The organism is Amycolatopsis sp. 2-15 (genome assembly GCF_030285625.1).
In the GTDB taxonomy this organism is placed as follows: domain Bacteria; phylum Actinomycetota; class Actinomycetes; order Mycobacteriales; family Pseudonocardiaceae; genus Amycolatopsis; species Amycolatopsis carbonis.
This window is the reverse complement of sequence record NZ_CP127294.1, coordinates 7,625,980-7,646,443: the sequence shown is the minus strand read 5'-3', so window position 1 is coordinate 7,646,443 and position 20,464 is coordinate 7,625,980. Positions and strand designations below refer to the sequence as shown.

General features: G+C 70.0%; 16 protein-coding genes. 5 read left to right on the top strand and 11 right to left on the bottom strand.

What is annotated here, in order from left to right:
* The first annotated feature begins 36 nt into the window (after positions 1-36).
* Positions 37-1,017: an ABC transporter substrate-binding protein gene (locus QRX50_RS37755; protein ID WP_285967850.1), complete on the top strand. Its 981-nt coding sequence runs from the start codon at positions 37-39 to the stop codon at positions 1,015-1,017.
* 63 nt (positions 1,018-1,080) lie between these two features.
* On the opposite strand, the gene QRX50_RS37750 is transcribed toward QRX50_RS37755, so the two are convergent.
* Positions 1,081-1,959: an AAA family ATPase gene (locus QRX50_RS37750; protein WP_285967849.1), complete on the bottom strand. Its 879-nt coding sequence runs from the start codon at positions 1,957-1,959 to the stop codon at positions 1,081-1,083.
* Entirely contained in the window at positions 1,956-3,026 is a 1,071-nt protein-coding gene (locus QRX50_RS37745; RefSeq protein WP_285967848.1) for a cupin domain-containing protein, read from the bottom strand. Before QRX50_RS37745 ends, QRX50_RS37750 begins: the two co-directional genes overlap by 4 nt.
* 97 nt (positions 3,027-3,123) lie before the next feature.
* Between QRX50_RS37745 and QRX50_RS37740 the strand changes: the two genes are divergently transcribed.
* On the top strand, positions 3,124-4,368 hold the full coding sequence (locus QRX50_RS37740; RefSeq protein WP_285967847.1) for an MFS transporter: 1,245 nt from the start codon (positions 3,124-3,126) through the stop codon (positions 4,366-4,368).
* Positions 4,369-4,526: 158 nt separating this feature from the next.
* Positions 4,527-6,842 carry a protein kinase domain-containing protein gene (locus QRX50_RS37735; RefSeq protein ID WP_285967846.1) on the top strand — a complete coding sequence of 772 codons (2,316 nt, stop codon included), beginning with the start codon at positions 4,527-4,529 and terminating at the stop codon, positions 6,840-6,842.
* Here QRX50_RS37735 and QRX50_RS37730 read toward each other — a convergent pair.
* The 7 genes from QRX50_RS37730 to QRX50_RS37700 all read right to left on the bottom strand — a co-directional run bounded on the left by QRX50_RS37730 (position 6,828) and on the right by QRX50_RS37700 (position 16,533).
* Positions 6,828-8,855, bottom strand: a complete 2,028-nt coding sequence (locus QRX50_RS37730) for a nitric oxide reductase activation protein NorD (protein ID WP_285967845.1) — start codon at positions 8,853-8,855, stop codon at positions 6,828-6,830. The two genes, QRX50_RS37735 and QRX50_RS37730, sit on opposite strands and share 15 nt — an antisense overlap.
* Positions 8,852-9,658, bottom strand: coding sequence for a CbbQ/NirQ/NorQ/GpvN family protein (locus QRX50_RS37725; protein ID WP_285967844.1), 807 nt, complete (start codon positions 9,656-9,658; stop codon positions 8,852-8,854). The genes QRX50_RS37730 and QRX50_RS37725 overlap by 4 nt, the downstream gene beginning before the upstream one ends.
* Complete coding sequence (locus QRX50_RS37720; RefSeq protein WP_285967843.1) at positions 9,655-11,124, bottom strand: M29 family metallopeptidase; 1,470 nt, start codon at positions 11,122-11,124, stop codon at positions 9,655-9,657. The genes QRX50_RS37725 and QRX50_RS37720 overlap by 4 nt, the downstream gene beginning before the upstream one ends.
* 22 nt (positions 11,125-11,146) lie before the next feature.
* On the bottom strand, positions 11,147-12,238 hold the full coding sequence (locus tag QRX50_RS37715; RefSeq protein WP_285967842.1) for an ABC transporter ATP-binding protein: 1,092 nt from the start codon (positions 12,236-12,238) through the stop codon (positions 11,147-11,149).
* Between the two features lie 39 nt (positions 12,239-12,277).
* Positions 12,278-14,059, bottom strand: coding sequence for an ABC transporter permease (locus tag QRX50_RS37710; RefSeq protein ID WP_285967841.1), 1,782 nt, complete (start codon positions 14,057-14,059; stop codon positions 12,278-12,280).
* A 43-nt stretch (positions 14,060-14,102) separates the two neighbouring features.
* On the bottom strand, positions 14,103-15,194 hold the full coding sequence (locus QRX50_RS37705; protein ID WP_285967840.1) for an ABC transporter substrate-binding protein: 1,092 nt from the start codon (positions 15,192-15,194) through the stop codon (positions 14,103-14,105).
* 349 nt (positions 15,195-15,543) lie between these two features.
* Entirely contained in the window at positions 15,544-16,533 is a 990-nt protein-coding gene (locus QRX50_RS37700) for a substrate-binding domain-containing protein (protein WP_285967839.1), read from the bottom strand.
* Positions 16,534-16,672: 139 nt separating this feature from the next.
* On the opposite strand from QRX50_RS37700, the gene QRX50_RS37695 reads away from it, so the two are divergent.
* Both QRX50_RS37695 and QRX50_RS37690 read left to right on the top strand, forming a co-directional pair.
* Complete coding sequence (locus tag QRX50_RS37695) at positions 16,673-17,698, top strand: cupin domain-containing protein (protein ID WP_285967838.1); 1,026 nt, start codon at positions 16,673-16,675, stop codon at positions 17,696-17,698.
* A gap of 101 nt (positions 17,699-17,799) precedes the next feature.
* Positions 17,800-18,621 carry an NAD(P)-dependent oxidoreductase gene (locus QRX50_RS37690; protein WP_285967837.1) on the top strand — a complete coding sequence of 274 codons (822 nt, stop codon included), beginning with the start codon at positions 17,800-17,802 and terminating at the stop codon, positions 18,619-18,621.
* Here the strand turns inward: QRX50_RS37690 and nicT are convergent.
* Together nicT and QRX50_RS37680 are read right to left on the bottom strand one after the other, a co-directional pair.
* Positions 18,618-19,655, bottom strand: coding sequence for a Nickel transporter NicT (gene nicT / locus QRX50_RS37685; RefSeq protein ID WP_285974665.1), 1,038 nt, complete (start codon positions 19,653-19,655; stop codon positions 18,618-18,620). The genes QRX50_RS37690 and nicT overlap by 4 nt on opposite strands.
* A 67-nt stretch (positions 19,656-19,722) precedes the next feature.
* Complete coding sequence (locus QRX50_RS37680) at positions 19,723-20,394, bottom strand: class I SAM-dependent methyltransferase (RefSeq protein ID WP_285967836.1); 672 nt, start codon at positions 20,392-20,394, stop codon at positions 19,723-19,725.
* Positions 20,395-20,464 lie beyond the last annotated feature (70 nt).

The window sequence follows — 20,464 nt, the reverse complement described above, 5'->3', positions numbered from 1 at the left end:
TTTCCCGTCCCCGCCCATTCCCAGAAGGACAGAACAATGAAGTTCAAGTCTGGCGCCTTCGGCGTCGCCCTTTCCGTGGCGCTCGCGGCCTCGACGCTGACCGCCTGCGGTGGTTCGTCGGACGCCGGAGCCGGTGGTGTCATCACGGTCAGCTACAGCGAAGAGGTCGCCGACGAGCTGCCCCTGTGGATCGCTTCGGAAGCCGGCTACTTCAAAGAGCAAGGGCTCGACGTCAAGCTCATCAAGCTCGACAGCAACCAGGGGTACCCGGCGCTCATCGCCGGCCAGACGCAGCTCGCCTCGATGGGCGGTTCCCAGATCGTGGCCGGCACCGCGGCGGGCGGTGACGTGAAGGTGCTGGCCGCGCTCACCCCGGTGCTCCCGTACCAGATCTACGCCAACGTGCCGACCGCCGCTCAGCTCAGGGGCAAGAAGATCGGCTACACCACGAAGAGCGGATCCCAGTACATCGGCACCCTGCAGGCGCTGAAGAGGCTGGGCATCAACCCCGGTGACGTGAACCTGGTGCCGCTGGGCTCGGTGACGAACGTCAACAACGCGCTGCTGGCCAAGACCATCGACGCCTCCGCGACGCACCCGCCGGCCAGCCTCAAGTTCGAAGACGCCGGTCTGCACATGGTGATCGACATGGCCAAGGAGAAGATCCCCAACATCAACGTGGGCATCTCCAGCACGTCCGAGTACCTCAAGGACCACCCGGACGTCGTGGGGAAGTTCATGGCCGGCCTCAAGAAGGGGTTCGACCGCGAGCGCTCCGACGAGGCGTATTCGACGAAGATCCTGGGCGCCCACCTCGGGGTCACCGACCAGCGCGCGCTCGACGCGACCTGGAAGTACTACGCGGGCGAGGTCCTCACCGACCCGCCGGTGGCGACGGTGGACCAGCTCAAGTCCTCCCAGCAGTCCCTGGAGGGCTCGGTGAACGGGGTCGACAACGTCGATCTCGCGTCGCTCATCGACTCGTCCTTTGTGGACAAGGCGTTCGGGACCAAGTAGGCCGTGGAAACGCGCGGTGCCGGGTCGATCGCCGACCCGGCACCGCGCGTCCGTCGTTGGGCCTCAGCCGTCGAATTGCGACGCGCGGCGCAGGTCGTCGGCCGTGAGCCGCTCGGGGTCCAGGGCGACCTCGGTGCGCAGCGTCAGCGCCGCGAGGATCGACTTGCGGACCCGCCGGCCGTCGAGGCCCCGCAGGCCTTTGGCCAGCTCCGCGCGGAGATCGGCGTCGCGGGCAAGCGGCGCCAGGCCGGGCCACTGCTCGGCCAGCTCGGTCAGGGAGGACGCGACGATCCGCTCGATGACCTCGTCGTCGGGCAGCGTGGTGTTCATGACCAGGTCGGCCCGCGAGAGCACGGCCTCGTCGACCGCGTCGACGAAGTTGGTCGTAGCCACGACAACCAGGTGCGGGCATTGCGCGCGAAGCTGGTCGAGACCGGACAGCACGGCGTCCGTCGCGCGGTGCACGTCGACCGGGTTGGTCTCGAACGACGCCGAACTCCGGCGCACGGCGAGCGCTTCGACCTCGTCGATCACCACCACGGTGTGCGGCCGCCGCGCGGCGATCTCGGGCAGGGTGTCGAGGAACAGGCGTGAGACGGCCCGCTGGCTTTCGCCGAGCATGTCGCTCGGGAACGCGTGCGGGTCGACCTCGACCAGCGTGGTGGCGCCGCGCGGGGCCATTTTCCGCGCGGCGGCCTGCGCGAGCCCCTGCGCGAGGGTCGTCTTGCCCGTACCCGGGGGACCGGCCAGCACGATCAGGCCGTGCGGCGCGCCGGAGAGCCCGCTCAGCAACCGGCCTTGCCGCAGGACGAGCAGCGCGGTGCCGAGCAGCCGCTCCTTGGTGCCCGCCGGCACGATCATCGAGTCCCACGGCCCGTCGTGGTGGTCCGAGGGGAGCGCGTGCAGTCCGACGACTCCGGGCGGGAGCGTCCGCTCGCTCACGGCCAGGACGGCCGGTCGAGGGCGGGCCACACGATCGTGGTGACGTCGCCGGCCTGGGCGTCGCGGATGTGGTCCGGCGGCTCTTCGAAGAGCACCGCGGGATCCATCAGCGCCCGCATCGTCTCGAGCAGGCTGTCGAACATGTGGATGCGGACGACTCGCGCGGTGTTTTCCTTCGAGTCGTTGAAGTGCTGGTGCCACAGGAAGTGGTCGACCACGATCAGGTCGCCCTTCTTCCACGGGTGGTTCTCCCCGCCCTCCGGCTCGGTGCCGAGGTAGGAGTGACCGTCGCCTTCGACCACGTACAGCCAGGCCTCGCCGGCGTGGCGGTGCATCGACTGCTGCCGGCCCTGGCCGATCTCGAACATCGCCATCGTGATGCCGGAAGCCTGGTAGCCGATGGCGCGGTCGAGGAGGAAGGTCGTGCGGGTGCCGCGCGGGGTGTTGAGCATTTCGAGTTCGTCCCAGTCGGTGTGGAGCCGGCCGCTGCGGCGCTTCTGCTGCTCCTTGCCGAGGCGGCGCAGGCGACGGGCGTATGCGTCGTCACCCTGCACGTCGGGCGCGCTGAACTCGGGCCGGCCGGGGAGGTTCTCGACCGGCTCGTGCCCGCGGTCGTCGAGGATCGACATGCCCATGGTGGCGAGCAGCGGTTCGCTGGAGAACGTGAGGTAGCGGAACGTCTCGTCCTGGTCGTTGCCCGAGCGGTGCCACGCCCACGCGGGGATGTGGGCCGAGTCTCCGGGGGCGACGTGCACCCGCTCGCCGTCGATCTCGAGCCAGCCCCGGCCGCCGACGCCGAGCACCATCGCGTCCCAGGAGTGCCGGTGGATCGTGGTGACGACGCCGTGGTCGACCTCGTGCACGAGGGCGTCGATGGAGCGGGTCGGGTTGTCGCCGTCCTCACCCATGTAGACGCCGGTGCGCATGCCCCGCGCGGTCTGCTCCACTTTGACGTCGTCGCCGCGGATGACCGTGCGGTGGTTGTCGCGCCAGTCCTCCAGGAACTTCGCCCGCCGGGCTTTCTGCTGGTGGTAGTGGGTGGTCTTCGTCGTGGTCTTCGTCGACACCGAGCCTCCTGATTGGGCGGACCATTTTACCTTTCGCATTGTGGTCCGCCGGGCGCCCGGCGGCAAGCATGGACTTTTGGTCATACCATCAGGCAATATGACGACCATGAAGGTCGCCGAGGTCCTGCGCAACCGCGACTTCGACTTCTACTGGGGCGGCGTCGTCCTCTCGCAGATCGGCAGCCGGGGCACGATCGCGGCCAACCTCTACCAGGTCTACGAGCTCTCCGGTTCGGTGGCGCAGACCGGGCTGGTGGGAGCCGCGCAGGTCGTGGCGCTGGTGGTGCTCAGTCCGTTGGCCGGCGTCTACGCGGACCGGGTGGACCGGCGCAAGCTCCTCCAGTGGTCGCAAGCCGTGGCCATGGTCGTGGCGCTCGCGCTCGCGGCGACGAGCTTCACCGGTCACGTCGACGTCGTGCAGGTGGTCGGCTCGGTCGTACTCACCACCGCGGCGGCCAGTTTCGACCAGCCCGCCCGCCAAGCCCTGATCCCCGCCCTGGTCCCGCGTGCCCAACTGCCGCAGGCCTTCGCGTTGCTCAACCCATCTCGGGAGCTCGCCGTGCTCCTCGGCCCCGCGCTCTCCGGTGTGCTCATCGCCGTCAGCGGGCCGGGCCTGATGTACGCCGTCGACGCGGTGACCTACCTCCTGCTGATGCTCACCTTGGCGCTCCTGCGGATTCCGCACCTGCCCGGGGCGGGCGAGCACATCACGCTGCGGGAGCAGCTCGCGGAGGGGGTCCGGTTCGTCCTGGGGAGACGGATCGTGTGGCAGATGGTGCTGCTCGACCTGGTGGCGACCGTCTTCGCGGGCTACCGGGTCCTCCTGCCCTCCCTGGCGATCGACCGGTTCCACCTCGGCGCCACGGCCTACGGGCTGCTCTCGGCGGCACCGTCAGCAGGCGCTCTCGTCGCGACGTACACGGTCTTCCGGGTGGTCGACCGCAGCAAACGGCTCGGCAAGGTCCTCCTCGCTTCGACGATCGCGTACGGCCTGAGTGCCGTCCTGCTCGCCTGGGCCGCCGGGCTCCTGATCGCGCTGGTCGCGTGCCTGTTGCTCGGTGCGTTCGACGCGATGGCCACGACGATCCGGCAGGCGGCGGTGCAGCTCGAGACGCCGGATTCGCTGCGCGGGCGGGTTTCCGCGATCTACCAGATGGCCTCGCGCGGCGGCCCCGCCCTGGGCGACACCGTGATCGGTGGCGTCGCCGCGGCGATCGGTCCGGTGCTCGCGCTGATGATCGGCGGGCTCGCGACCGCCGCCTTCGCCGTGGGCCACTTCGGCCGGGCGAACCCGGTGCGCAAGTACGCCGCGGCGCGGGCCGAGGAGCCGACGCAGGCCTGATCACCGGCCGCGGCTTCGAGCGCGGCGCCCCACAAGTGTGACGACTTCGCACAAAATGCCACATTCCGGTAGTGCGGATCCCCCGGCCGTGGTCTGATGTCCTCCGCGATTCGCGCGGGCGGGGGGAAGGTCGTGACCGTGAGGGGAAACGGGCGGGGATGAGCGACACCTGGCGTGTGCCCGGGTTCACCGAGGTGGACGTGCTCGGCATCGGCGGCTTCGGCCGGGTCGTGCTGGCCAAGCACGAGGCCTCGGGGCGGATGGCGGCGATCAAGTACCTGCGGGCGGAGTACCTCGCCGACGCGGGGATCGCGGACGGGTTCCGGCGCGAGGCGTGGCTGTTGTCCGGCGTCCGGAGCCCGCACGTCGTCCGGCTCTTCGACTTCGTGGAGACGCCGGACGGCGCCGCGCTGGTCATGGAGGCGGTGCCCGGGGTGTCGCTGCGCGCGCTGCTGGCGGCCGAGAACGTGCTCGTCCCCGAATCGGCCCTGGCCATTCTGAAGGGCTCGCTGCTCGGCCTCGCCGACGCCCACGCGGCCGGGGTGGTCCACCGGGACTACAAACCGGGAAACGTGCTGGTGTCCCGGGAAGGCGAGTCGAAGCTGGTCGACTTCGGACTCGCCACTTTGGACGGTCACAATGGGCTGACGGCCGGTTCACCGTCGTACATGGCGCCGGAGCAGTGGTCCGGGCAGCCCGGGGTGCCCGCCACCGACGTGTACGCGGCGACCTGCGTGTTCTACCAGTGCGTCACGGGGCAGATGCCGTTCCGGGCGGACACGACCGAAGGGCTGCGCTCGCTGCACCAAGCGGCGCCGGTGCCCGTGGACGCGGTGCCCGAGGCGTTGCGCCCCTTGATCGCGCGAGGGATGGCGAAGGACCCGGCGTGGCGACCGGCCACCGCGGACGCTTTCGTGACCGAGCTGGAAGCCGTCGCCCGCAAGGCCTACGGGAAGAACTGGGAGAAGCGCGGCTGGAAGCGGCTGGCCACCTCGGCCGCCGCGCTGACGGCGCTGACGCCCTTGGCGCTCCTGGCCACCGCCGGGACGGCGGCCGCCCCGATCGGCGCCGGCGCCGGTGCTGTGGCCGGCGGGGTCGGGGGCGGGGTGCCGGCCACGGGCACCGGGGCGGGCGCGACCGCGGTGATCGCCGGCAAGATCGCCGCCGCGGTGCTGATCGTCGGCGCGCTCGTCGCCGGGGGAATGGCGATCTTCGGCAACCACGACGATCCGCCCGCGCAAGCGGCGGCGCTCACCGTCAGCCTGCAGACCACGTCCGGACGGGACCAGGCGCTGCCGGTCACCTACGACCTTCAGTTCCCGCAGGTGTCCGGCGGACCGGATCCCGCGGTCCGGCAACGGATCAACGACGCGTTGCGGGCACCGGTCGACAAGCGGCTCAAGGCGATCCGCGACGGGGTGTCCGACTATCGCGACCGGTTCCAGGAAGCGGGCGACACGGCCGCGGCGCACACGACGGCCCGGATCCTGCTGCAGACGCCGAGGCTGCTTTCCGTGCGGTACCAACACGATCTCGACTCGTCCGTGCTGTCGCACCCGACCTGGCGGTTCCCCGAAACGACGACCGTCGACCTCGGCACCGGGCAGACCCTCGGACCCCGCGAGGTTTTCCGGCCCGAAGTGCTGACCGCGGCCGGGATGCAGACGCTCACCCAACGGCTCGAACCGCACACGAAGTACGGGTTCCGCCGCGAGCCGGCGGTCGGCGAGGAAGGCCGCAAGGTGGACATCGACGCCGCGAACAGCACCGCGGGCGGCGACCACGTGCCGGGCGCCGACTTCGGGTTCACCGAGACCGGAGTCCAGTTCGAGATCCTGTGGTACGAGCTCGGCGCCACCACGGCGGACGGGCAGGAGACCGTGACCGTGCCGTACGGCGAAGTCGGCGATCTGATCCAGCCGAAGTTCCTGGCGACGCTCGGCAAGGCGGCGCCGGCCTCGCCGCCGCCTTCGACTTCGCTCTCCCCGACACCGTCGACGCCCACTGCGACCTCTACGCCCTCTGTGCCCTCTACAGGACAGTCCGCGGAGGGGCCCACGTACACGAACCCCCGGTTCGGTTTCACCGCGCTGATTTCCGAGAGTTACCTGGCGACCCCGTACACCCCGCCGAACGGGGACGGGATGACGTTCACCAACTCCGATGCCGACGCGACGCTGACGGTGTGGGGCGCCAACTCGAACCAGTCCGCGGCCCAGGCACTGGCCGGTGCGGTCGCCGCGGTGGAAGCGGGCGGCGGGCGAGTGACGTATCAGAAGGTCGAGGGCGACCGGTACTCGGTTTCCGGCTACGAGGACGACGGCAAGATCTTCTACGAACGCGGGTTCACGGGATCCGCGTCGATGGCCGCGTTGCGCTGGGTCTACCCGCGTGAGGACAAGGACCAGTTCGACGGGCTCGTCAGCTCGACGCTTGAAGGCTTCCGGCCCGGCGACCTCTCACGGCCGCACTGAGTCCGGGCTCTGCGTCGCGGGCCACGCCCGCCGGGCGGTGACGTACAGCCGGGCGAGAGCCACCGGCAGGTCACGGGGATCGGCGATCACGTGGTAGGTGTCCGGGTCGCACATCGTCCGCAGGTAATCGCCGCCCGCCGGGTCGACGGTGATGAGGTAGGGGCGGACACCGGCGCGCCGGGCTTCGGCGAGCGCGCGGGTGGTGTCGGCGAGCGCGTAGTCCAGCACGGCGTCCTCGCCGTACTGCTGTCCGTAGTCGAGGTCGAACGGACGACCGTCGGAAACCAGCACGAGCAGCTTCGAGGGCGCGCCGTGCGTGGCGAGCCGGCGGGTGAGGTGGCGGATGGCCGGGCCCATCCGGGTCGTGTGCTGCGGCACGAGCCCGTCGAGCCGCCGCAGGGTCGCCGGGGTGCGCCGCTCGTCGAGGGACTTCACGACCGAAACCACGACGTCCTCGCGGCCGGTGCCGGAGAAGCCGTAGATGCCGTAGCTGTCGCCGACCCGCTCCACCGCTTCGAGGAGCAACGCGACCGACTCCCGTTCCAGGTCGAGGATCCGGCGGATCCCGTCGTCGCGCTCGGGCAGGCGTTCGGCCGTCGACGAGCTCAGGTCCAGCGCGAACGCCACGGCCACCTCGCGGGCCACCGGTTCGAGCGCGCTGTACACGGCTTCCCCCGGCGTCCGTCCGGTCCGCAGGTCGGCCATGGCCTCCACGCAGGCATCGAGGTCGAGGTCGTCGCCGTGGCGTAGCCGCGTGCGCCGGCGGCGACCGAGCGGAGCCATGCGTTCCAGCTGCGCGGTCAGCGCGGGCAGCAGCGCGCGGTTGCGCCCGAGTGCGTCGCGGTGCGCGCGGCCGCTGCGCCCCGACCGGGGCCGCTTCTCCCGGACCAGGCACCAGTCGGCCAGGTACCGGCCGGCGCGGTGGTCCCACTCGGGGTAGGCGAACTCGTGCCGTCCGTTCGCCTGCACGGGCCCGGTTTCCCCGTGGTGGTGGTTTTCCAGGTCCGGGCCGTGGTCGTGCGGCAGTGGCTCGGGCGGGCGCTCGACCGTCGTGACGTCGACCTGCCCGCTCTCGGCCGCCAGCGAGCGTTCGGTGAACTCGTCGGCCGCCTGCGCTTCCTCGCCGGTCATCCGCAGGATCGCTTCGGTGAGCGGCATGCCGGAGGCCGACAAGCCGAGGTACCGGGGACCGGGCACGTCGCGGTAGCGCACGGGCGCGAACCGGACGTCGAACACCTCGTCCCCTTCGAGCCGGAACTCGCTCCCCGGCAGCGTGAACCCGTCGTCCACCTCGGATTCTGTGAAGGCGACCTCTTCGCCCACGCCGGCCGCCGGGGCGAGGTTGGGCAGCCGCGCCAATATGCCGTAGCACCGGAGCGTTGCCTCGGCCGTCGATTCCACAGTGGACTCCCGGTCGGTGAGGACCCGGGCCACGGCGGCCATCCGGGCGAGCGCCGGATGCAGTGCCGGCGGCAGCCGGATCGAGGTGGCGCCGAGGCTCAGCCGGACGAGCGCCTCGGCCGCCGCGGAGCGGGCCGGCAGCTCGGCGAGATCCGGCCTCGTCGCCAGCTCGTCGGCGCGCACCCGCTCGTAGACCGGGGCCAGACCGGGGAACAGCCGCAGCGCCGCGGTGTCCACGCGCAGGTCTTCGAGCACGGTGAACACCTCGACCGCGAGCGCCGTGCGGCCGAACAGGCCGGCGAAGCGGTCGAGCCTGCCGCTGAGGCCGGCCGGGCGCAGCCGCCGGAAGAAGGGCTCCGGCCGCTCGAGGTCGAGGTCGAACGTGCCGAGTTCGTGGTGCAGCGCCCGGTGCGTCAGCGCCACCTGGTACCACGACGGTCCCGCGTGCACGTGCGGCGGGAGCCGCACGGTCGTCGCGGTGTCGGGCCGCTGGCGAAGTTCGGCCTCGTCGTCGTAGGGCACCAGTTCGCAGCCCCGCCCGCACAACGCCCGGTAGTACAGCGAGAGCGAGCCGGTCAGCTCGTCCAGGTGCGCGGGCCCCGGTGTCGTCATGCCGCGAACACGGCGTGCGCCACCTGCCGGACGGCGTCCTGCACGTCCCGGTCGTCGCTGGTGGCCAGCACGAGCGCGAGATCGCACGCCCGCCGCGGCGCGACCCCGCGGCCGATGAGCGCGCCGGCGTGGACGAGCAGCCGCGTGCTCGGGCCGTCGAGGAGATCGGCGGCGTCGAGGTTGCGGATGCGGGCGCCGAGCGCGGCCAGTGCCTCGGCCACGTCCGCGGGCACGCCCGCTTCGTGCGCGATGATCTCGGCCTCCAGCTCGGGGTCCGGGTAGCCGAACTCGATGGCGAGGAAGCGCTGCCGGGTGCTCGGCTTGAGATCCTTGCTGGTGACCTGATACCCCGGGTTGTACGACACGACGAGCAGGAAGTCCGGGTGCGCCGCCACGGTGGTGCCGAGCCGTTCCAGCGGCAACGTCCGCCGGTGATCGGTCAGCGAGTGCAGCACCACGGTGGTGTCCTTGCGGGCCTCGACCACCTCGTCGAGGTAGCAGATCGCGCCCGTGCGCGCGGCTCGCGTCAGCGGCCCGTCGAGCCAGGTCGTGCCCTCGGCCGAGAGCAGATACCGGCCGACGAGGTCGGCCGCGGTGAGGTCGTCGTGACAGGTGATCGTCACCAGTGGCTCGTCCGGCGGCGTCCCGGTGCGCTGTTTCGCGATCTCCCATGCCATGTACTCGACGAACCGGGTCTTGCCGCACCCGGTGGGTCCCTTGAGCAGCACCGGGATGCGCTGGTCGTAGGCCGCGCGGAAGAGGTCGACCTCGTCGCCGGCCGGCAGGTAGAAGGGCGCGGTCACCGGGCGAACTCCCCGTTCTGCTCGCGGCGGATCCACGACACCGGGTCGGGCGCGTAGTCCCGGTGGTAGTCCCCGGGGTAGTTGATGCCCGGCACCGCGGGAATCCAGTCGTACTCCAGGTGGTGCGTGCCGCCGAGGCTGCTGGCGAGCCGCACCACGCGCTTGGAGTCGAGCGCCGTGATCCGGCCCTTGTCGATCAGCTTGACCCACTCGCCGGTGCTGCGGCGGCGGATCTCGTAGGTGGCGAACAGGTTGTGCACGTGCGGGAAGTGCATCGTCGGCAACTTGTTCTCCTTGGCGTAGGAGAGGAACGTCTGGTCCCAGTGCTCGGCGCCGAAGCCGAAGTGGATCACGCCGGCCTGCGCGCGTTCGGGCAGGTTCGTCCAGGAGTCGTTGTAGTTCCACAGGGTCTCGATCTGGCGGTAGCTCTTGGGATTGGTGCCGATCGACGCGTCGTTGAAGTACGCCCAGCCGGGATAGGGGAAGCCGGGGTAGTGCGTGTCCCGGTAGCGTTCCACGACCTCGCGCCACAGCTCGCCGTAGCGGCCGCCGCCCTCGATCTTCGTGATCATCCCCGACTCGATGGTCACCGACGCGTGCGGGAAGTACCCGGTGTGGTTGCTCGTCCCGCCGATCACGCCGTTGAGGGTGGGCATCAACGTCTTCGCTTCGCGCAGGAACGTCTCCGCCGGGTGGCCGAACCGGATGCCCTGGATCGTCGAGCCGAGGATGTGCCCCGAGATGTAGGCGCCCTTGGGCCACAGTTCCGCCTGCTGCGGCGTCACCTGCCAGCCGAGGTCCGTCCCTTCCGGACTCGTGATGCGGACCTCGGCGGCGTCGCGGAACGCGTCGACCACCATGAGGTCCACCGTCCGCCAGATCTCGTCGGGGATCCCGTTGGCGCGGGAGATGAAGTCCTCGTAGGTCGAGTACACCCAGTTGTTCCGGATCCGCTTGCCGGCGGCGCGTTTCCAGTGCGAGCGACCGGCTTCGCCCGCGTAGACGCCGGTGTAGCCGGGGCGGTCGTCGAGGAACCGCTTCAGCGCCGCCGCGGCGACGTTGAACTCGATGCCCTCTTCGATCATCGGCGGCAGCCGGTCGGTGATCTCCCGCCAGCCCTCGGCCGCGCTGTAGGACTTCACCTCCATGCCGAGGTCGGTCACGTCGATGCGGTCGACCTTCGCGACGCCGATCTCCAGCAGGGCCTGGCGGATGGCCTGGAACACGAGCTCGTGCTGGTGCGGGAACGTGACGATCAGCAGCTCGTCGCCGGGCCGCACGTCGCCGAGCGCGGATCGGCCGTAGCGGCGCCGCACGTGCGCCCGCGCGAGCGGCATCAGCTCCTCGAGATCGTCGGTGCGTTCCTGCAGCAGGTAGCCCGGGAACCGCGGCGCCGGGTAGTCGAACCCGGGCAGCGGAGCGGGGACACCGGGGGCTTGCTCGGACAGGGGGTACGGAGCGCTCATCGGCGGCCGTGCTCCTCTCGGGTCAGTGCGCGGGCAGGACGATCGCGTCCTCGGGCTCGGGCTGCAGGAAGATCGGGTCGCCGTGGGCGAGACCGACCTTTTCCTTGTAAACGCGGACCTTCAGCACGTCGTCGCCGAGCCGGACGTAGTAGTCCCAGCAGTCGCCGTGGTAGATGCTGAACTCCACGGTGCCCTTCCAGGCTTCGGCGTCGTGCTGCTTGCGGGAGAACCCGAAGCTCTCAGGGCGCATGAACACGCTGACGGTGTCGCCCGCGCTCAGCCCGGAGCCGGCGCGGCAGACCAGCCGGCCGGGGCCGACCTGCACGCACACCCCGGCGTCCGACACCTCGGTGACCACGCCGGTGAGCGTGTTGGACACCCCGAGGAAGCGCGCGGTGAACTCCTGCTGCGGCCGGGTGTAGATCTCCTGCGGCCGGCCGCGTTCGACGATCGAGCCGCTGTTCATCACCACCACGTCGTCGGAGACCGCGAGGGCCTCGTCCTGGTCGTGCGTGACGAACACCGTGGTGATGCCGAGCCGTTGCTGCACGGCGCGGATCTCGTCGCGCATCCGGTCCCGCAGGCCGGCGTCGAGGTTGCTCAGCGGCTCGTCGAGCAGCAGCACCTTCGGCTCGCGCACCAGGGCGCGGGCCAGCGCGACCCGCTGCTGCTGGCCACCGGATAACGCCGGGGCCGGGCGTTCGGCGAAGTCGGCCAAGCCCACGAGGTCGAGCGCGTCCAGCGCCTTCTTGCGCGCCGCGGCGGCGCGGACCCGGGGTTTGTTGACCCGCAAGGGAAACATCACGTTCTGCACCACCGACATGTGCGGCCAGATCGCGTACGACTGGAACACGATCCCGATGGGCCGGCGGTGCGCGCCGGCGAACACCCCGTTGCGCGGGTCGGAGACGACCTTGCCGTCGAGCTCGATCGCGCCGGCGTCGGCGCGTTCCAGCCCGGCGATGAGCCGCAGTGTGGTGGTTTTCCCGCAGCCGCTGGGGCCCAGCAGGGTCACCAGCTTGCCCTCGGCGATCTCCAGGTCGATCCCGTCGACAGCGTTCGCGGCCACGGTCCGGCCCGGGAATCGTTTCGTCAGTCCGGTCAGCCTGATCATCTTCGGATCCCCTTCTCCTACGGTGGTTGTCGGGTCTGCTCAGCTCTGATTCGCGCCCTGGATCCCGAAGCGGCGCCCGAGCAGGCGGACACCGGCGACGAGGATGGTCAGGAACACCACCATCACCACGCCGAGCGCGGCGACCACCGGGTACGACCCGTTGGAGTAGAGGTCGTAGATGCTCACGGACACGACCTCCGACCCCGAGGAGTACAGGAAGATCGCCGCGGAGATCTCGCGGAACGCGACGATCATCGTGTACAGGAACGCGGCCAGCAGCGAGGGCATGAGAAGCGGGATGAACACCCGCCGGAAGGTCTGGAGCCAGGAGGCCCCGCTCGCGGTCGCCGCCTCTTCGAGCTCGTCCTTGATCTGCGACATGCCGGGCACGAGGTAGCGCATCGCATACGGCAGGCTGATCGTCACGAAAGCGACGACCAGGATGACCAGGGTGCCGTAGAGGTGCACGGGCAGCGGCGCGGCGAGGTACCAGTAGAGGATGCCGACACCCATCACGATGCTGGGCACGGCGATCGGCACCGTCGCGAGCCCGTCGAGCAGCCCGCGGCCGAACATCTTCGTCTTCACCGTGAGGTAGGCGACCACGGCACTCAGCGCGGTGACGATCACCGCCGAGCTCACCGCCGTGACGACGCTGTTGCGCACCGACTCGATCAGGGCCGGCTGCCGGAAGATCTGGGCGTAGTTGCCGAACCCCAGGTCTCCCAACGCCTTCAGCGAAGGCGGCTCGTAACCGGGCAGCAGCGACGACCAGATCAGCATCGCCAGCGGCAGCACGACCGCGATGACGAAGAACAGGATGAACACGGCCAGCCCCGCCCACCGCCAGCGGCCCAGGTCCTGCACCGTCGAGCGGAAACCCTTGCCGGTGATCGTCTGCGTGGCCGAGCGCCGGCTCAGCCGTTGCGACAGGGCCAGCCCGATCGACGCGATCACCAGCACGAACACCCCGATCACCCCGACCGTGCCGTAGTCGGCCGGGAACGCCTGTAGCGCGCTGTAGATCCGGCTGACGAACACGTACGTGTGGCCCGGGACGCCGATCAGCTGCGGCACCTCGAACGTCGAGATGGTCTGGATGAACATCAGCAGCGCGGCCGAAAGGATGGCCGGCCGGGCCATCCGCAGGGTGATCACCCGGAAGGTGCGCACGGGCGAGGCGCCCGACGCGAGCGCGGCTTCCTCCAGCGAGGAGTCCATCGAGCTGAACGCCGCCGTGCCCATGAGGAACGCGACCGGCGCGACGTGGATGGACTGCACGAACACCATGCCGGCGATCGAGTAGATGTTGAACGCGGGCAGTCCCAGCGACCGCAGGACACCGTTGAGCGGCCCGCGTTCGGGGGAGAGCAGCAGCGCCCACGCCACCGTGTTGAGGATCCCCGGCACGATCAGCGGAACGAGCGCCGCCAGCTGCGCGAACGTCTTGCACGGCGTGTTGGTCCGGCTGACCAGCCACGCGAGCCCGAACCCGATCACCGTGCAGACGATCGCCGTGAGCCCGGCGTAGAGGAACGAGTTCAGCACCAGCGTGCCGAACCCGTCGGACGCGAAGGTCGTGGCGTAGTTGTGCAGGGTCCACGCCGAAGCGCCGGTGCCGAGGAACGACGTCTGCAGGCTGGCGTAGATCATCGTGCCGACCGGCACGAGCGCGAGGTAGGCCACCGCGATCGCCGCGACGGCGAGCGTGAGGTAACGCGGCTGCAGCAGGGAGCGCCAGGACCGCGGGCGCGAGGTCTTCGCGGCCCGGCCGGTCTCGGGGGGTGCCGGATCTGGGGGTCGGGTGTCCAGCAGGGTCATCGTGGGTCCTTTCGCCGGCGGGGTCCGCCACGGCCGTCGGGGGTCACGGCGCTTTCAGTGCCGACTTCATTTCCGCGAGCTCGTTGTTGTAGTCCGCCTGTGAGAGGTTCGGGTGCCCCCACGCGGCCGGCCACTTCACCTCGTCCCACACGTTCGTGTCGTTGGTGACGTCCGGGCGGACCGACGTGTGGTTGGTGACGTCGACGATCTCCTGCTGCCCGGCCTTCGACACCATCCAGTCGTCGAAGAGGCGGGCGGCGTTGGGGTGCGGCGAGTTCTTCACGACGTCGATGAGGTTCAGCGACGCCGGCAGCGGGGTGCCGTTGACGAAGTCCAGGGTGTTCGGCGTCTTCTTCTTCAGGCTGGAGGCTTTGTAGCCGTACGCGGTCGCGGCGGCGAGCGGCTCGCCGGCTTGCACGTTGGTCAGCGACTGGGTGTGGCTCTCGACGAACACCGGCGCGTTGTCGCCGAGTCCCTTCAGCAGCGCCAGCGCCTTGTCGTGGCCCATCGCGGTGATCATGCTGTCGTACCAGTTGACCGCGCCCGGGTCGATCGAGAACTGCCCACGCCACTGGGGCTTGGTGAGATCCTCCCAGGATTTCGGTGCGGTCAGGCCCTTCTGGCTGAGCACCTGCGGATTCCAGGAGAGCACGGTGGTGACGGCGTACACGACACCCTGGTAGCCGTCGGGCAGGCTGAGCCCGGCGGGCAGCGGCGCGGCGTCGACCGGCTTGTAGGGCTGCAGCGCGCCCGCCTGCAGGAGCTGGGCGATCTGCGGGGAGTCACCGGAGACCACGTCGGCGTTGTACTTCCCGCCGCGCTGCTCGGTGATCACGCGGGGCGGGATCTTGTCGGCACTCAGCCGCAGCGCGTTGACCTTGACCTTCGGGTAGATCTTGTTGAACGACGCGATGATCGGCGCGACGTCGGCGTCGGCGAAGGTGGTGTACCAGACCACCTCGCCTTCCCTCGCCGCGACCTCGGCGAGCTGCTGCGGGTTGCGTTGGTCGGCCGTCGTCTGGGCCGCGTCGGAAGAACTGGCCGCGCCGGAGCCGCACGCGGCGGCCATCGTCAACGCCAGGCCACCGGCGAGGACGGCCGAGACGGTCCGGCGGGTGCTTCGCCTCTTGTGCATTGCGGTTCCCTCCGGTGAGCGGACCGCCGCCGGGAACAAGGCGGGCTCACCACGATGTGAGTGCGGAACTGTCGCGGAGCTTCGGGTGCCGACGGGCCCGGTGCCTGAGGCCACGGGCCGTTCGGTTTGAGCAGTATGGACCTATGGTATGACCATTTGTCAACCGTTGACGCCGATGCTGGTCCGGATCGAAATCCTGGGCCCACGGATCCATTTCGGACGGTGAGCGCAGGGCGGGACGGCCCGTGCGCGGTGGGTGCCGGCGGGCGCGTCCCTGCGGTGAAGTTCAGTCATTCTGCCAAAATCCGGCGGAAACCGTAGGGCCGAATGGCGGATTACCTCAGCGGGTTCACACCACCACCTCGGTCATGATCCCGGCCGGGAAGATCTCGTCGGCGGTGGCGAGCCGGTGCGCGATGCCCTGCTGGGCTGCGTAGGTGAGCAGCTGTTCCCAGGTGGCGCGGTTGGGTTCGATGCCGAACGGGAACGGGTCTCCGCCGAAGAGGTCACGCATCTCGCGGCCGTAGGTGGCGAGCCAGGGGAGCGGGTAGCGCGAGACGGCGGGGTCGAGCAGTCGTTCGACGCTGCGTTGTTTCGACTCCAGGAAGGCGTTGTAGAGGTTGCGGGCCACCCACGGGTGCTCCTCGATGATCCGCCGGCGCATCGCGATCAAGTGCATGATCGGCCAGATCCCGGCGTCGCGGAAGTAGTCCTGTTCTTTGTCGCGGTAGTCCGGGAAAAGGCGCACCACGTCGGGGTGGCCTTCGAGGAAGCACGTCGGCGGCCGGGCGATGATCGCGCAGTCGAGGTCGCCCGCGGCGAGCAGGTCCGACAGGGACCGGTCGGCCACGCGGGTGAGCCGCACGCCGGGCGGCAGGTTCAGCTCCACCTTCTCGACGCGGCCCGGGGCGTTCGCGCCGGCCTGGTACCACTCGATCTCGTCGAGTTTGACGCCCATGTCGTTGTGCAGCCAGCCCCGCATGTACACCGCCGCCGAGTGGGCCCACTCGGGCGAGCCGACCTTCTTGCCGCGCAGGTCTTCCACGGAGCGGATACCGCTGTTGCGGTTGACGTAGAACGAGCCGAACCGGAACAGCCGCGAGCAGACGACCGGCAGCCCGACGATGTCCGGCTCGTCGCGGGTGATCTGGGTGCTGAACTTGGCGAAGGACAGCTCGGCCACGTCCCACTCACGGTTCGCGGTGAACCGCGCGAAGATCTCGTGGTGGCTCAGCGTCGACCAGGTGTGGTCGATGCCCTGGGCGCGCACGGCGCCGGTGCGGAAGTCGCGGAAATGGTCGTAGTCGGTGGTCGCGATGCTGAGGTGGACGTCGCTCAAGGAAGCCTCCCGGAAGGTCGCGCTCTGGATTGGTAGGACAGTTAGGCCTATACTTCGGAGCGTACCCGGGCCGGGCGTCCGGGAGGAACATGTTCTGCCTCCGTCGAAAAGCGCCAAGGCGCGGGAAAGCGAGGAACGCATGGGCAAGAAGGGACGCGTGTTCGTACGTGGCTTGACTTCTGAGACCTACGGGCTCGGTCAGTTCCGTCAGGCCCAGCTGGCCGCCGAACGGGTCCGCGACGACTCGGTGGTGGTCGACGACGCGAAGGTCGGCCACTCCGGCGACTCTGAGAAGTCCCGCACGTGGTGGCGGATCGGGCCGGGAGACGAGGACTTCCTGACCCAGACGCTGCAGGTGCATTTCGTCGAACTGCCGCCGCACAGCTCCAACCGGGGACACGGACACCAGAACGAGGCGTCCTTCTACATCCTCGAAGGGGCAGGGTACGAGATCCACGACGACCAGCGGTACGACTGGAAGGCCGGGGAGCTGGTCTTCGTGCACACCGATTCGGTGCACCGCCACTACAACCCCTATGACGAAAAAGCCGTCGCGCTGGTGATGAAGGCCAAGTGCACGTGGATGTTCCTGGGCCTGTTGCAGCAGGGCCGCGGCGGTCCGATCGAGCGGCCGGACGAGTTCGGTGAGCGCGAGGACTGGTCGAGGATCTGGACCGACGGTGTGCTGGAGCGCAAGAAGGTGGTGCGCCAGGAGGACACGGTCTGGGAAACGACCCCGATGGGCCGCGTCCGTGTGCTCAACAGTCCCGAGCGGACGGACCTGCGCCAGTTCTCCGTCGACGTCTTCGAGCTGGACATCCCGGCCGGCAGCCACTCGGGCAAGCACTGGAAAATGGCCGACGAGGTCCTCTACGTGCTCGACGGCTCCGGCTATTCGCTGCACTGGGAGGTCCAGGAGGAGATCGCGGAGAAGTACTACGCGCGGGTCGCGAAGACGCCGACCCGGCACGAGATCACGAAGGGCGACACGCTCTACGTTCCGCAGAACACGATCGCCGTGCACTACGCCGCCGACGGTACCCCGCTGCGGTTGCTGTCCGCGCAGAACCGCATGTTCAAGCACCTCGGCTACGACAAGGTGCACTACTTCGAAAACGCTCCGGAGTACACCGGCGAACTGGCCGAAGCCGCCAGCGCCGTCTGATCATCCGTCGAAGGGGCCTGTCTCGTGAATTCACCGCGAGGCGGGCCCCTTTCGTTTCGACTGCCTGGGGGCGCGGCCCAGCGGCGGGGAGGAAGGTGCTGATGTCGGACCACGGAATCGGAAGTGTCGGCATGGCGGGGCTGGGGGCGATGGGCGCGCCGATCGCCCGGCACCTCGTCGGCGCCGGCCGGGACACGATGGTGTTCGACCGCAATCGCTCCACAGTGGACGAACTGGTCGGCGCGGGCGCGCGGGCGGCCGGGTCCACGGCGGAGCTCGGCGGGTGCGACGTGGTGCTCGTGATCGTTCCGTCCGATGAGGACGTGCTCGAGGTGTCGGCGGCCGTGCTGGCCGCGGCCGAGCCCGGATCCGCGTTGCTGATCTGCAGTTCGGTGACCCCCGAGACGTGCCACCGCGTCGAGGCCGAGGCCGGGGGAACCGGCGTGGCGGTGTTGGACGCGGCCCTCACCGGTGGCGTCCGCGGAGCGGAGAACGGCGAGGTCGTCCTGCTGGTCGGCGGCGAGGAAGCCGTGCTGGACCGCGTGCGCCCGGCGCTGGTGCCGTGGACGAAGGCGGTGCACCACCTCGGTCCGCTGGGCTCCGGCCAGGTCGGCAAGACGGTGAACAACCTGTGCCACTGGGGCCAGATCACGGCGATCGTCGAGGCGATGCGGCTCGGTCGCGACCTCGGCGTCGAGCCGGCGAAGCTGCGCCGGGCCCTGCTCGACGGGGTGGCCGCGAGCGCCACGCTCGCCCAGCTCGAACTGATGCGCTTCACCTGGTACCGCAAGGATCTGGCCAACGCGTTCCGCATGGCCGACGGTGTGGGCCAGGACCTGCCGGTGGCGCACACCGCCCGCGAGGTGATGGAGGGCATCACCGTCGCGGGCGTGGCGGAGCTGTTCGGCGGGCCGGTCGCCTAACGGTCGGGGTCGAGGGAGAGGTGGGCCGACCACTTCTCCTCGATCCGGCCGATCCGCCAGACCAGGACGGCGACGAGCCAGGTCGCGACGAACAGCCCGGCGATCGCGAAGCCGACGTTGTTCAGATCGAGGTCGGCGATCGCGGCCAGCGGGCCCGAGACGATCCCGAGCCGGTCGGCGAGGATCGACAGCAGTTCGATCGTCCCGATCACCAGCGCGACAGCCACGGAAAGCGCGGTCACGGTGAGGTTGTAGAAGACCTTGCGCACCGGCTTCGCGAACGCCCACCCGTAGGCGAAGTTCATGAAGCAGCCGTCGGCGGTGTCGAACAGCGTCATCCCCGCCGCGAACAGCACGGGCAGCACGAGGATTGCGTACCAGGGCAGGGCGAACGTGGCCGCGCCGGCCGCCAGCACGAGCAGGCCCACCTCGGTCGCGGTGTCGAACCCGAGTCCGAAGAGGACCCCCACCGGATAGATGTGCCAGGGCTTGCGGACCGCCTTCGTCAGGCCGGACAGCAGGCGGTTCAGCACTCCGCGCCGCGCCAGGTGCTCCTCGAGCTCGGCTTCGCTGAACCGCCCGTGGCGCATCTCGCGGAACACCCGCAGGATGCCGAACAGCACCACCAGGTTGACGATCCCGATGATGTAGAGGAACACCCCGGACACCGACGTGCCGATCAGGCCGGTCACCCGGTGCAGCGCCGACGAGTCGTCCGTGACCGATCCGGCGAGCGCGCGCACGCCGATCGAGAGCAGCAGGCACAGTCCGAACACGACGGTCGAATGACCGAGTGAGAACCAGAACCCGACCGAGAGCGGCCGTCCGCCCTCGGCCATCAGCTTGCGGGTGGTGTTGTCGATGGCGGCGATGTGGTCGGCGTCGAACGCGTGGCGCAGTCCCAGCGTGAACGCCGTGACGCCCAGCCCGACGCCGAAGAACCCGCCGCCGGCCAGCGCGTGGTGCTCCGGGGCCACGACGAGGCCGAGCACGCCCCAGCCGACGAGGTTCAGCAGCAGGACGACCGTGGCCATGCCGCCCAGCGACGCCCACTCGCGGCCGCTGAGCGCGACGCGGAGGCGCGCGAGCCGGTGGGATCCGTCAGCCGTCACGACGAGCCGCCAGCAGGCAGGTGTACAGGCCGCGCCAGGGCATTTCGACGTCGCTGAACCCGGCTTTCGCGAGGCCGTCGAGGTGGTCGGCCACCGACGGCAGGGCGTCGTTGTGCTTGTGGGCACCGGCTTTGTCGGAAGGCGGGATGAGCTGCTTGCGAACCGCGCGCAGCCGCGCGTCCCACACCGGGGCAGGCCCGATGTGGTCGAGGTTGAGCAACCAGCCGCCGGGCGCCAGGTGCTCGGCCGCCTCGTTGTAGAAGCGCGCCAGCCGCGCCGGGTCGAGGTGGTGGCTGGCCCTCGACGTCATCACCACGTCGAGGTCGCCGGGCAGCTGCGCGAGGTCCGTCATGTCGGTGAGCCGGTAGGAAACGCGGTCGGAGAACCGGGCGAGCCGCGCGCGGGCGGCGTCTTCCATCACGGTGGAGACGTCGGTCCAGATGCCGTGCGCGCCGGGGAAGAGATCGAGCAGGACCTCCAGGAAGTCACCGGGGCCGCTGCCGATGTCGGCCACCAGTTTCGTCCGCGGCCGGTCGCCCGCCACCAGCGTGGCGGCGATCCGCCGGGGCAGCACGAGGAATCCGACGAGGCTGTCCTGTTCCAGCCACGACGTCGCGACGGTCGGGTCGAGCCATTCGGACACGGGTGTTCCTTCGGGCACGGGCACTCCTCACAGGTCGGATGGGTTCGTGACTCGGCCGTGCTCCCGCCTGGAGTGCGGGAACACGGCC